The following is a 13,762-nucleotide window of genomic DNA, read 5'->3' on the forward strand; positions in this document are numbered from 1 at the left end:
CGCCGTCATGCGCAAATACCTGACCGGCCTGTGGGCCTGCATGCAAGCCGGAGAAGATTTCGACACGGCCAAGCTTTTTAGCGCAAAAGACCTCGCAAAAGCTTGACCGTGAACAGAGTATCTACAGGGTGTACGAAATCCCAATGTAGGAGCTGCCGAAGGCTGCGATCTTTTGATCTTCAACAAAAAGGCCCCGAAGCTTTCACTTCGGGGCCTTTTGCATTTCAGCAGTCGATTACGCGGCTTTCGCCTCAGGCTGGCTCAGCGAGCGGTTCAGCGCGCTGAACAGGGCCTTGAAGCTGGCCGTGGTGATGTTTTCATCGATGCCCACGCCGTGCACTGCACGTTCGCCGTTCACACGCAGCTCGATGTACGCCGCTGCTTTGGCGTTGGTGCCCGCGCCGATCGCGTGTTCGTTGTAGTCCATGATCTCCACCGGAATCGGCAGACCGGCGACCAGTGCTTCCAGCGCACCATTGCCCTTGCCGCGCCAGTGCAGGTTGGTTTCGCCCTGACCTTTGCTTGCCACTTCCACTTCGACGGCGCTGTTGCCGTTTTCTTCCTGCAGGCGATGGCTGACCAGCGCATACGGGGTGTTGGCTTGCAGGTATTCGCTGATCAACAGCGAATGGATCTGCTTGGCGGTCATCTCCAGGCCCAGACGATCGGTTTCACGCTGCACGACCTGGCTGAACTCGATCTGCATGCGACGAGGCAGGCTGATGCCGTATTCCTGCTCCAGCAAGTAAGCGATGCCGCCCTTGCCCGACTGGCTGTTGACGCGAATCACCGCCTCGTAGCTGCGGCCAATGTCGGCCGGGTCGATCGGCAAGTACGGCACTTCCCACAGTGCATCCGGTTTCTGCTGGGAGAAGCCTTTGCGGATCGCATCCTGGTGCGAGCCGGAGAACGCGGTGTGCACCAGGTCGCCAACGTACGGGTGACGCGGGTGAACCTGAATCTGGTTGCACTCCTCGACCACTTTGCGCACGCCGTCGATGTCGGAGAAGTCCAGCTGCGGGTCAAGACCCTGGGTGTACATGTTCAGGGCGACGGTGACGAGGTCGACGTTACCGGTACGTTCGCCGTTGCCGAACAAGCAGCCTTCGACGCGATCTGCGCCGGCCATCAGGCCCAGCTCGGTAGCCGCAACGCCAGTGCCACGGTCGTTGTGGGTGTGCAGGCTGATGATCACGCTGTCACGACGGTTGATGTTGCGGCCGAACCACTCGATCTGGTCGGCGTAGATGTTCGGGGTGGCGCACTCAACGGTAGCCGGCAGATTGAGGATCATCTTGTGCTCAGGCGTCGGGTTCCACACCTCGATCACCGCGTCACAGACTTCCTTGGCGAACTCCAGCTCAGTGGCACTGAAGGTTTCCGGCGAGTATTCGAAAGTCCACTCGGTGTCCGGCTGCATCGCCGCGTATTTGACGAACAGCTTGGCGGCGTTGACTGCAATGGCCTTGATGCCGTCCTTGTCCTGGTTGAAGACGATGCGACGGAAAGAAGGCGAAGTGGCGTTGTACAGGTGAACGATGGCTTTTTTCGCACCGCGCAGGGATTCGAACGTACGCTCGATCAAATCTTCACGGCCCTGGGTCAGCACCTGAATGGTGGTGTCGTCCGGGATGTGGCCTTCTTCGATGAGGGTACGCACGAAGTCGAAGTCGGTTTGCGAAGCGGCCGGGAACGAGGCTTCGATTTCCTTCACGCCCACCTGCACCAGGGTTTTCCAGAAGCGCAGCTTTTTCACCGCGTCCATCGGCTCGATCAGCGACTGGTTGCCGTCACGCAGGTCGGAGCTGCACCAGATCGGCGCGGTGTCGATGGTTTTCGACGGCCAGGTGCGATCCGGCAGGTTGATGACGGGAAACGCGCGGTATTTCGAAGACGGATCTTTGAGCATGCTCATCGGGAAATTCCTTATTGTCTGGGCCGAAAAGAGGCGGCCTGCCGGTGTTACGAATGTTCTTGGAGAAGCGTGGGACGAGGTGCCGCGATTCAGCCTGGCAGTCGTGCGCTGACAAGGCACAGGCTGCGGTGCTGGCGAAGCTGAATGAGGGTGTGAGAGGTTTTCATGCCTTCAACCCTAACCGCGAGGGGAGAGGATGGCAAGCAGTCGAAAAAAATTGAGAGGAATACTCGGAAAGCGGGTTTTTGCGGGATTTTATTGCGCTGGAGATCGCTGATCGTTGTGATATTTGCGCGAGGTTTGATTGGGGCGCAATCGGAGGGTGTGGGGGCAGAGGTGTTTGAGTACAGCATAAGCCGCCATCGCGAGCAGGCTCATTCCTACAGTTGATCGTGTTCACAACACCGGTCCAATGTAGGAGTGAGCCTGCTCGCGATGAGGCCATAAGCTTCGCTCTATTTTTTAAGGCTGAAATGCACCAATGAAAATCGCCGGATCCACCCGCGCATCATTCAGGCTGACATTCCAGTGCATGTGCGGCCCGGTCGCCCGACCAGTCGAGCCAACCTTGCCGACCACTGCGCCTCGCGCCAGTTGATCGCCGACTTTCACATCAATCTTCGACATATGGCAGAACATGCTGATAAAGCCCTGCCCATGGTCGACAAACACGGTGTTGCCGTTGAAGAAGTAGTTGCCGGTGAGGATCACTTTGCCCGCCGCCGGGGTCTTGATCGGCGTGCCCGCTGGCACGGCAAAGTCGAGACCCGCGTGGGGATTGCGTTCTTCACCATTAAAGAAGCGACGCACGCCAAACTTGCTCGACAGCGGCCCGTTGACCGGTTTGTCCAGCAGCAGATTGCTCGGTGTGTTCGGGCTGAAGCTGCGGTAAGCCTTGATCTGCTCGGCCAGTTCGCCCTCGATGCGCTTGAGGTTCGACTGATCCGGGTTGACTTGCTGTTTGTTCTTCAGGGTGATGCGCTGTTCCGGGTATTTCTTGTTGCCCACGGTGAACGGCAGGTTGCGCCCGCCACTGCTGATCTGCTGCGCGCCAGGCTTCACCGTCAACGGTACGCCGACAATCGCCAGCCAGTTGTTCTGTTCCTTGACCACCAGCACCGGTTTGCCTTGATACGTGGCTTTCGGTGCATGCGCGGCTGCGCCCAGATCAACCACCGCGACGCCGCCCGGCACCGGTTTGTTCAGCAGCCGGGTGATGTAACTGTCGGCGTGGGCATTGACGGTCAGGCAAAGCAAAAACAGTGGAGCGAGAAAGCGCGGCATGGATCAGTCCAGTAAAGAGAGAGTGACAGGCGTCAGGTGATTGTCCTCGACGCGCACTTGCAGTTCGCCTTCGCCGAGTTTGGCTTTCAGGCGCTGGCCGGTGTGGGTCTGCGCGGCGTTGCGGATCGCATGGCCGCGTTCATCCAGCAGAATGCTGTAACCGCGCCCGAGCGTTGCCAGCGGGCTGACCACGTGCAGTGTCTGCATCTGGCTGTGCAATTGCAGACGACGGTTTTTCAGGCCTTCGCGCATGGCCCGGGGTAAGCGTTCGGCGAGGCTGTCGAGTCGCTGGCGCAGCATCGCCAATTGCCGTCCCGGATGTTGCCCGGCGAGACGGGTCTCCAGACGAATCAGGCGCTCGCGACGGGTATTGAGATGACGCTCGAACGCTCGGCGCATGCGCATGTCCAGATCGTCCAGGCGCTGGGCCTGTTGGCGCAGACGTTCGCCGGGATGGCGCAAACGACGGGCCATGCCTTCCAGGCGCAGACGATCACGCATCAAACGGTCGCGCATGCGCATCACCAGACGGCGATGCAGGCTTTCGACCTGACGGATCAGATGGCTGGAATCAGGAGCGAGCAGTTCAGCTGCTGCGGACGGCGTGGGGGCGCGCACGTCGGCGACAAAATCACTGATCGACACATCGGTTTCGTGACCGACGGCGCTGACAATCGGCGTCACACAGGCATCGACGGCACGGGCCACGGCTTCTTCGTTGAAGCACCAGAGGTCTTCCAGCGAGCCGCCGCCACGGGCAAGGATCAGTGCGTCGAAACCACGGGCATCAGCCATTTTCAGCGCGCGGACGATTTGCGCGGTGGCTTCGCGGCCTTGTACGGCAGTCGGAATCAGCGTCAGTTGCACCTGCGGCGCACGGCGGCGGAATACGCTGATGATGTCGCGAATTACCGCGCCGGTTGGCGAGCTGATGATACCAATGCGCTGCGGATGCGCGGGCAACGGCACTTTGCGTTCGGCACTGAACAGACCTTCGGCGCTGAGCTTTTCCTTCAGCGCATCGAAGGCCAGACGCAGCGCGCCGTCACCGGCAGGCTCCACGGTGTCGAGAATCAGTTGATAGTCGCCACGGCCCTCGAACAGCGAGACCTTGCCGCGCACCTTCACCGCCAGGCCATCCTTCAGCGCCTGACGCACGCGCGCCGCGTTCTGCCGGAACAACGCGCATCGAACCTGAGCGCCGCTGTCCTTGAGGGTGAAATAGATGTGGCCGGACGCCGGACGGGCGAGGTTGGAGATTTCGCCTTCGACCCAGATGTTGCTGAACACGTCTTCAAGCAACACCCGCGCGCGGCCGTTGAGCTGGCTGACGGTCAGGACCTCACGGTCCAGGCCAAGTCTTGCAAAGGGATCTTTAATCATGGGGCGCAGTTTAAAGGCATTTGCTGATCAATCTCCATGAATCACCACAAATCCCCTGTAGGAGTGAGCCTGCTCGCGATAGCGGTGTGTCAGGCAATGAGGAGGTGATGGACAGATTGCTATCGCGAGCAGGCTCACTCCTACAGGGGATTGGTGAAGGTCTGGAGGAAGTGTTGGATCAGCGGGGTCGGATTCTGCCGATAGGCGAGGGCGACGGTGCTTTGGCAGTCGGGATCGGCCAGCGGCAAAAATCGTACGCCGCTCGGGGCGATGTCCTGCATGGATTCTGGCAGCAGGGCGATGCCGAAGCCGGCCTGAATCAGCTGGAGCTGGGTGGTCTTGCGGGACATGACCCGCGCCGCTCGCGGAAAGAAGCCCTGACGCATGCACAATTCAGCACACAGATAACTCAGACCGCCGCGTTGCGGATGCGGGATCGAGATGAATGCCTCGTCCTTCAGATGGGCCAGGTCGACACGCTCAGCCTCGGCCAATCGATGATTCATCGGAACTGCCAACAGCAGCCGTTCAGTAAACAGCGGCACAATCTGAACACCTTCGCGCTGGCGCAACACTGGCAGGCGCAGCAGGCCGACATCGAGGCGTCCTTCGGCCAACTCTTCCAGTTGCGCCTCGGAAGACAACTTGCCGATGTCCAGCGACACACCGGGTTGTTGCTGCAGATAGGCGCCGATGTCACTGAGCAAACGGCCGCTGATCGACACGGTGCTGGAATGGCTGAGGCGTAAGGTGCCGAGCTGACCGTTGCCGACTTCCGTGGCCATGGCACTGGCCTTGCTCAGCTCATTGAGCAGATTTCTGGCTCGCGGCAAAAACGCTTCGCCCGCTGCTGTGAGGCGAGGCTGGCGCGCGGTGCGTTCGAACAGCGGGGTCTGCAGGCGCGTCTCCATGTCCTTGATCTGCCGGCTCAGCGCCGATTGCGCAACGAATAAACGTTCAGCGGCGGCACTGAAGCTGCCACATTCGGCGATTTCGACGAAGTAACGCAGTTGACGGGTTGAAAGCACCAGGTATGCCTTTTTGAGATGGGGGAGCGACTTTGAAGATATTAGTCGCAACCCTCGGCGCTGGCTAAAGTCATCTGAGGCTTATTAAGGAAGCGGAACGATGAGTGTGGCGGGGTTGTTGAGTGAATGGGCGTGGGGCGCTGGCGGCTGGGCGGTGATTGGGTTGGGCATCGCATTGGCTTACATCGTGTTCGGCATTGCCGGATTTGGCACTGCATTGGTGGCGGGGCCGATTCTGCTTCTGTTCATGCCGTTGTCAAAGATTGTGCCGCTGCTGGTGCTACTGGATTTCGTTGCAGCGTTCGGCAACCTGCTGCCGTCGCGGCGGGATGTGGCCAAGCCGGAGTTGTTGCGGCTACTGCCGTGCATGGCGCTGGGCTGCACGCTGGGAGTGATTTTCCTGCTTAATCTGAAATCCGATCTGTTGCTGTTGTTGATGGGCCTGTTTATCAGCGCTTATGCGGTTTACAGCCTGTGGGTCAAAGCCCGGCCGACGCAATTGTCGGCGGCCTGGGCAGTGCCGATGGGGACAGTGGGCGGGTTGTTCGGCGCGTTGTTTGGCAGTGGTGGCTTTCTCTATGCGATCTATTTGAATAGTCGGCTGCCGAAAGACGCCGCGCGGGCCACGCAAAGTGCGCTGATCAGTTGCAGCACGGTGGTGCGTTTGAGCCTGTTTGCCATCGCCGGTGTGTATGCCGAGCTACCCTTGTTGATGCTGGCGCTGTGTCTGTTGCCGGCCATGGCGCTGGGGCTGTGGATCGGGCGGCGGTTGACCATGAAGTTGTCGCGCGAGGCGTTTGTGCGGCTGGTGACATGGCTGGTGCTGGCGAGCGGGATTGCGTTGATCGGGCGCTACCTCAGCACTTGACCGGATTTCGTCAGGGATTAAGCTGCCGGCCGCAATTCCCTTGTAGGAGTGAGCCTGCTCGCGATAGCGGTGTATCAGTTGATCTTGATGTGTCTGACCCACCGCTATCGCGAGCAGGCTCACTCCTACAGGGGTAAACCTCGGTATCTGCAGCAGGCTTGCACCATGAATTCGCAAAGCATCATCGTCCCGAAAATCTCCACCCTGCCGGTCCACGAGCCCCGGGCCCGGGCGATCGTGCGCTGGCTGGTGCGCAAGAACATCATCAAAGAAGAGCTGACAACCTGTGGCCGCACCGGCAACCGCATGGCTTACGCGATTGCCGATGGCGCCCGCGCCGTGGTCCTGCACCCGCAAGCGCTACCATTTGGTGAGCCGATCAACGGGCTGGAGATCGTCACCAAACGCTGCATCTACACACCGGCCAAGGGCTTTCTCGAAGAGGCCGGTTGCGCCGAGTGTCGTCGCGAGATCGGCGAAGCGCTGTTTGAAAGCCTCGAAGACTGGATGCCGGGGCGCACCGACAACTTCACCTGCCCGGAATGCGGTCACGAAGACGACATCAACGGCTTCCTGTACCTGCAGGAGTGCGGGTTTTCCAACCTCGGTTTCATCTTCAACAACTGGCTGGAGGCGGGCTTCAAGCAGAGCTTTATCGATGAGTTCGCCGATTGGCTCGATCAACCTGTCTCTTGGGTCAAGGTGGAGCTGTAACGGCGGGGATTTCCCGTACATCAGCAACATTGATATTAAGCTGAGTTTTACATTGAACAGCAGGGGGTGGATGACTATAATGGCGCGCTTCCATTTTCCCGCTCGGGAGCCCCCGCGATGCTGCGTATCAGCCAAGAAGCTCTGACATTCGACGACATTCTCTTAGTGCCTGGTTATTCCGAGGTGCTTCCTAACGAAGTCAGTCTCAAGACCCGCCTTACCCGTGGCATCGAGCTGAACATTCCTCTGGTTTCTGCTGCAATGGACACCGTCACTGAAGCCCGTCTGGCAATCGCCATGGCTCAGGAAGGTGGCATCGGCATTATCCACAAGAACATGACCATCGAGCAGCAAGCTGCCGAAGTGCGTAAGGTCAAGAAGTTCGAAGCCGGCGTCGTCAAGGATCCGATCACCATCGAGGCTGATGCCACGGTGCGTGACCTGTTCGAATTGACCCGCATGCACAACATTTCCGGCGTTCCGGTCCTGCACGATGGCGACCTGGTCGGCATCGTCACTTCCCGTGACGTGCGTTTCGAAACCCGTCTGGAAGCCACCGTACGTGAAGTGATGACGCCTAAAGAGCGTCTGGTCACCGTGCGTGAAGGCGCCGACAAGAACGAAGTCCGCGAGCTGCTGCACAAGCACCGTCTGGAAAAAGTTCTGATCGTCGACGACAAGTTTGCCCTCAAAGGCATGATGACCGTCAAAGACATCGAAAAAGCCAAAGCCTACCCGCTGGCCAGCAAGGACGATCAAGGTCGTCTGCGCGTGGGCGCTGCGGTCGGTACCGGTAAAGACACCGGTGACCGCGTCGCTGCTCTGGTCAATGCCGGTGTGGACGTGGTGGTGGTTGATACCGCCCACGGTCACTCCAAAGGCGTGATCGACCGCGTTCGCTGGGTCAAAGAGAACTTCCCTGAAGTGCAGGTGATCGGCGGCAACATCGCCACCGGCGCCGCTGCCAAGGCTCTGGCCGAAGCAGGCGCTGATGCAGTCAAGGTCGGTATCGGCCCTGGCTCGATCTGCACCACCCGTATTGTCGCCGGTGTCGGCGTCCCGCAAATCAGTGCCATCGCCAACGTTGCTGCTGCCCTTGAAGGCACTGGCGTTCCGTTGATCGCCGACGGCGGCATCCGTTTCTCCGGTGACCTGTCCAAGGCCATCGTAGCCGGTGCTTCCTGCGTGATGATGGGCTCGATGTTCGCCGGTACTGAAGAAGCGCCGGGCGAAATCGAACTGTTCCAGGGCCGTTCGTACAAGGCGTATCGCGGCATGGGTTCGCTGGGCGCCATGTCCCAGGCTCAAGGTTCCTCCGACCGTTACTTCCAGGACTCCTCGGCAGGTGCCGAGAAACTCGTTCCGGAAGGCATCGAAGGCCGTGTGCCGTACAAAGGCACCCTGAGCGCGATCATTCACCAGTTGATGGGCGGTCTGCGTTCCTCGATGGGCTACACCGGTAGCGCCAACATCGAAGAAATGCGCACCAAGCCTGAATTCGTGCGGATCACCGGCGCCGGCATGGCCGAATCCCACGTTCACGACGTGCAGATCACCAAAGAAGCGCCAAACTACCGCGTAGGTTGATGCTTCAAGCAAATCGTTAAGCAACCGGGGCTGTTTTATTCAGCCCCGAGTTGTTTCTGAATCACGACTGTTTCTGAATTACTTAGACGAGACTGAATCATGGCCCTCGACATTCACGCTCACCGCATCCTGATCCTCGACTTCGGTTCGCAATACACCCAACTGATTGCCCGCCGCGTGCGCGAGATCGGTGTGTACTGCGAACTGCACCCGTTCGACATGGACGAAGAGGCGATCCGCGAATTCGCTCCTAAAGGCGTCATCCTCGCCGGCGGCCCCGAGTCCGTGCACGTCGCCGACAGCCCGCGTTGCCCGCAGGCAGTGTTCGATCTGGGCGTACCGGTTTTCGGTATCTGCTACGGCATGCAGACCATGGCTGAGCAACTGGGCGGTAAGGTTGAAGGTTCCGAGCTGCGTGAGTTCGGTTACGCCCGCGTTGACGTGGTCGGCAAGAGCCGCCTGCTCGACGGCATCGAAGACCACATCGACGCTGACGGCCTGTTCGGCCTCGACGTATGGATGAGCCACGGTGACAAAGTCACCAAGATGCCGGAAGACTTCCACATCCTCGCCAGCACCCCAAGCTGCCCGATCGCCGGTATGTTTAACGACGACCGTGGCTACTACGGCGTGCAGTTCCACCCGGAAGTGACCCACACCAAACAGGGCGGTCGCATCCTGTCGCGTTTTGTCCTCGACATCTGCGGCTGTGAAGCCCTGTGGACACCGTCGAAGATCGCTGAAGACGCGATCGCCAACATCCGCGCCCAAGTCGGCACCGACAACGTATTGCTGGGTCTGTCCGGCGGCGTTGACTCCTCGGTGGTTGCCGCGCTGCTGCACAAAGCCATCGGCGACCAACTGACTTGCGTCTTCGTCGACAACGGCCTGCTGCGTCTGCATGAAGGCGAGCAAGTGATGGCCATGTTCGCCGAGAACATGGGCGTCAAGGTGATCCGCGCCAACGCTGAGGAGCAGTTCCTCAACAACCTGGCCGGCGAAGCCGATCCGGAGAAGAAGCGCAAGATCATCGGTCGCACCTTCATCGACGTCTTCGATGCCCAGTCGAACAAACTGGAAAACATCAAGTACCTCGCGCAGGGCACCATCTACCCGGACGTGATCGAATCGGCTGGCGCGAAAAGCGGCAAGGCCCACGTGATCAAGTCGCACCACAACGTGGGCGGCCTGCCGGAAGAGATGAACCTGAAACTGGTCGAGCCACTGCGCGAACTGTTCAAGGACGAAGTTCGTCGTCTGGGCCTGGAACTGGGCCTGCCGTACGACATGGTCTACCGTCACCCGTTCCCGGGCCCGGGTCTGGGCGTGCGCATCCTCGGTGAAGTGAAGAAGGAATACGCCGACCTGCTGCGTCGCGCTGACCACATCTTCATCGAAGAACTGCGCAAAGCTGACTGGTACCACAAGGTCAGCCAGGCATTCGTCGTGTTCCAGCCAGTGAAATCGGTTGGCGTGGTCGGCGATGGCCGTCGTTACGCCTGGGTCGTGGCCCTGCGTGCCGTAGAAACCATCGACTTCATGACCGCGCGTTGGGCTCACCTGCCTTACGAACTGCTGGAAACCGTTTCCGGCCGCATCATCAATGAAATCGAAGGCATCTCCCGCGTCACTTACGACGTGTCGAGCAAGCCGCCGGCGACGATTGAGTGGGAGTGATCTCACTACTCGTTGATTAACGAAAAACCCTTGGCCTGAAGCCAAGGGTTTTTTCGTTTCATGCCTTGAAAACGGGTTAGTTGGGTAAGCGACTTTGCAGGGTCAAGCCGATCTCTATCAGGCGCTGGGATAAAGCGCCGAGGTTACGGAACATGATGCCGCTAATCCGGGGCATCGACTGTGCCCAGATGTAAAACTGACCATTCCTGCAATTTACTATTGTTCGAACGATATTGCTGGAGCTGTCGCGACGCACGAGCATGTAGGTATTTTGCATTTTTTTGAGCATGAACATGCCGTTGCGATTGAGGAGTGTGTTCTCTGTTGCCTCAGTCCATTGCGGCACAGGTGTTTCGATCTGCAAGCGCAGATCGGCGAATAGAATATCGGATGAGTTGCGCGTCGTTGCCCCGTTATCAAACGGGCCCCGAGTGACTTTCAGTCCCGGGTCGATACTGACGCCGGGCACTTCGCTGGACACCGCTTCTTCAATGCGTAAACCGATGCCGCCCCTGAGTTCGCTTATGCCTGGCAGATTTCTGAACGCGTTGGTGTTCGTTGCCTCGACCAGGGCAACCCATTTTCCGGGTCTGTTGAGGAGCTCGTCACCCCACATGATTTGAGAGGCGAGCCGGGCGTGGATCATCTGCTCTTCGATCGAAGTCAGCGGTATTTTCAGTTTGTAACTGTGCGCGACTTCAAGACCATGGCTACGGATGCCATTGGCCTGGGCAGCCTTGATCAGTTCAAGCATGTTGAATCGGTCATCAGGGTCGGTACCCAGGTTGGACAAGTAGCCGCGAAGATCCTCTGACATCTCTCCCGACAGGTAAAAGTCGTTGAGATCTGCCTGGGCAAAATCATTCAGCAAACCACGTACGTACAGTGTGTCGATATGCCGTGCGAATGCTGGCATGTTTTCGATCATGAACCGCATGCTGGCGATGCGATCAAGGGTTTCGCCGACGACCAGTCCATCGGTATTGGCAAAGATGCGATCAATCAACTCAGCCGTCTGCATCTCGGGATCGATTTTCGGGATGACTGGCCGTGCGGGCAGGTTGGTCCAGTTCATCTCCGAGTAATACTCTTTGGCCTTGTTTAGCAGGGATGTGCGTCTGTCGCGGAAATAAGCCTCATACGTTTCGGCAGTTGATGGATGACCGCTGGTTGCACTGGAGAACTCGTCGAAAGTCTCGGGCAGGTTCATTGCCCATCTTTTCATTTTCGCAATGTCCATTTCAACGATGTCGTTCAGGGCAGTAACCAGACGCAGTGGTCGCGCAACCGGTGAAACCGGTTCAACGAGGGGAAGCTCCGCTGACGGGGTTGATGAGGCTGGGGCCGAGGATGAGGACGAGGGCAGGTCAATGCCCAGTAAACAGGCCTTGCCCACGCATTGGCCGCCTCCCCTGAGGCGCAACGCGGGTATGCGTTCCCACTTGCCGCTAGTACTCAAGCGTACTGGCAACGAGTAAGCGAACTGATTGGGTCGCTCGGGATTGACGATGGCCCAGTGGCCAGTGTCTTCGGAGTCGGCAAAGTAGCGCACGTAGTAAGCCGCACCCTCCATTTCGATGGCATAGCCCGGCTCCTTGTCCAGGCGGTAAATGCCCTCATACTTGCCTGGAGCTGCCTCTGCAGAACGCTGGGCAAGTAGCTCGTTGCATCGATATTTGGCAGGAATCTTTGGAACAGACCAACCTTGGCGCGCAGCCGCCGTGGCCAACTGCCGGGTGGATGCGATGGTGGTCCCGGTGGCGATTTCGTTTGCCAGCTCAACGGTCGCCTGTGGATCAATCGTCGCGACTGGCGGTTGATCCACAGGCGGCAAGAAGGGTGCGTCAGGCGCAGTGAACTCGACCAACCCGAGCATTTCTTGCGCTTCGGCAAACTCCACCTGCGGGCCCACTTCAAGTTGCGCGCCCGTGCTGATCAGAAACGGAACGTTGAACACAATGTCGATCGCATTGAGCACTGCTCCGGTAACACCGGCTTTGCGTTCGGTTGGCTTAGTGCCGTTGATGGCCTGATCAATGTTCAATCCCATGTTCGCGATGCTGGCGCCAATCAAAGGCAACGCCAAAGGCCAGCCCACCGCTGCCATCGGGCCGAATACTTTCAGACCGGCACTCAAATAACCGATCCAGAGTTTTTTGCGCAATTGACTGTTGGAAGTGAGCACAAGGTGCGCCTCGGCAACCATGGCCGTGCGTGTCGACTCGCTCAACCAAGTGAATGCGTCACCGCTGATCGCGACGTTGCTGCGATTGATCATTTGATGATCGCTGTGACCCCAAGTGCTCACCAGGCGGTTCATCAGATCGGTGAGGTTTTCGGTCAAGTGATTGCGGTCAGCCAGTGGGAAATGCTTGAGAAAAGCCGTGCGCTTGTCCTCTGAATTCATCTGCTCCAGCATCCACCAATGCAGATCCGCTTCATTCTCCATCAAGAGGAATGTCTGGGATTCGCCTGGCAAGTAAAGGGTCTGGCGGCCACTGTCTTCCACCAGGCGCAGTGCATTGGAGGCTACGTGGCCATCGAGATCCAGCGCCCGCACTTCAGCACCGACCGGGTGTAACGCTTGCAGCATTGGCAAGGTAACGGGCCAGGTGACGGGCCCGATTACCGAGTCGACGACGCGCTGAAAGTCAGTTCCGTCAAGGTCACCCTGTTGCAGCGCCTGCACCGCCAGGCTGAGAAAGTTGCACTTTGCCAGGGCTCGGAAGTTATCCGACGAGGTTTGCCAGAAAGTCGTCAGTTGGCCTGTGTAGCGCGCGCTGAAGTCGACGTCCCAGAACGCCTTCAGCACATCACTGCCCAGCAACCGGACTTCATTGCTCTGATTGAAGTTTTCTGCCTCCGGGCCATCCGAGTAGAACCCGCAGTAAAGACCAAGCAGATCTGCGTTGTCTTGATCGGTCGCGCGAAAGCGATGGATCACCAACTGTGTGAGGGTGAGCGTTTCGTAAGGTTTTTCCAGCAAATGTTCCCAACCGGTGAAGGTCAGCGTGCTGCTCTGCGCCGTTTTGAAACGGTGGAAGTAAACACGGTCGGAATCGAGGCCGGACAGTCCGTTGTCCGCCAGTATTTCGTTGGCCACTTGATGGGCAGCGTCGAGCAGACTCGGGCATGTCTGCACGATCGTCGCAGCAATGGCTTTGAGGGCAGTTTTGTCCGCAGCGTTTGGCAGGAGACGTCGTTCGGGGGAGGTCATGCGTTCTTCATCCTTGAGAAACAAAGACTGAGCATGACCGATTCGCTCAAGGGCAGTGCACTACCCGGCTACCGCATATTGCTCCCCTA

General features: G+C 58.7%; 9 protein-coding genes and 1 pseudogene. 5 read left to right on the forward strand and 5 right to left on the reverse strand.

Annotation, left to right across the window (positions count from 1 at the left end):
- Positions 1-106 (forward strand): annotated as a pseudogene (locus H8F23_RS29440) (IS110 family transposase); the annotation flags it as partial.
- Positions 107-235: 129 nt separating this feature from the next.
- Here the strand turns inward: H8F23_RS29440 and leuA are convergent.
- From leuA to H8F23_RS04055, 4 genes are all read right to left on the reverse strand, one after another.
- Positions 236-1,915 (reverse strand): 2-isopropylmalate synthase, encoded by a 1,680-nt coding sequence (gene leuA / locus H8F23_RS04040; protein ID WP_194933493.1) that lies wholly within the window; start codon positions 1,913-1,915, stop codon positions 236-238.
- 462 nt (positions 1,916-2,377) lie between these two features.
- Entirely contained in the window at positions 2,378-3,199 is an 822-nt protein-coding gene (locus H8F23_RS04045; protein ID WP_194933494.1) for a peptidoglycan DD-metalloendopeptidase family protein, read from the reverse strand.
- Positions 3,200-3,202: 3 nt separating this feature from the next.
- Positions 3,203-4,582, reverse strand: a complete 1,380-nt coding sequence (gene xseA, locus H8F23_RS04050) for an exodeoxyribonuclease VII large subunit (RefSeq protein WP_016984362.1) — start codon at positions 4,580-4,582, stop codon at positions 3,203-3,205.
- Positions 4,583-4,722: 140 nt separating this feature from the next.
- Positions 4,723-5,610 (reverse strand): LysR family transcriptional regulator, encoded by an 888-nt coding sequence (locus H8F23_RS04055; RefSeq protein WP_194933495.1) that lies wholly within the window; start codon positions 5,608-5,610, stop codon positions 4,723-4,725.
- 100 nt (positions 5,611-5,710) lie between these two features.
- Between H8F23_RS04055 and H8F23_RS04060 the strand changes: the two genes are divergently transcribed.
- From H8F23_RS04060 to guaA, 4 genes are all read left to right on the forward strand, one after another.
- Complete coding sequence (locus H8F23_RS04060; RefSeq protein ID WP_194933496.1) at positions 5,711-6,478, forward strand: sulfite exporter TauE/SafE family protein; 768 nt, start codon at positions 5,711-5,713, stop codon at positions 6,476-6,478.
- Positions 6,479-6,643: 165 nt separating this feature from the next.
- The gene (locus H8F23_RS04065) at positions 6,644-7,192 is read left to right on the forward strand and encodes a sugar ABC transporter ATPase (protein ID WP_095048343.1); all 549 of its coding nucleotides are present in this window, start codon (positions 6,644-6,646) and stop codon (positions 7,190-7,192) included.
- 117 nt (positions 7,193-7,309) lie between these two features.
- Complete coding sequence (gene guaB, locus H8F23_RS04070) at positions 7,310-8,779, forward strand: IMP dehydrogenase (RefSeq protein ID WP_034156270.1); 1,470 nt, start codon at positions 7,310-7,312, stop codon at positions 8,777-8,779.
- Between the two features lie 99 nt (positions 8,780-8,878).
- Entirely contained in the window at positions 8,879-10,456 is a 1,578-nt protein-coding gene (gene guaA / locus H8F23_RS04075; RefSeq protein ID WP_194933497.1) for a glutamine-hydrolyzing GMP synthase, read from the forward strand.
- A 76-nt stretch (positions 10,457-10,532) separates the two neighbouring features.
- On the opposite strand, the gene H8F23_RS04080 is transcribed toward guaA, so the two are convergent.
- The gene (locus H8F23_RS04080; RefSeq protein ID WP_194933498.1) at positions 10,533-13,673 is read right to left on the reverse strand and encodes a membrane-targeted effector domain-containing toxin; all 3,141 of its coding nucleotides are present in this window, start codon (positions 13,671-13,673) and stop codon (positions 10,533-10,535) included.
- Positions 13,674-13,762 lie beyond the last annotated feature (89 nt).

It is taken from the genome of Pseudomonas neuropathica, from assembly GCF_015461835.1.
GTDB lineage: Bacteria > Pseudomonadota > Gammaproteobacteria > Pseudomonadales > Pseudomonadaceae > Aquipseudomonas > Aquipseudomonas neuropathica.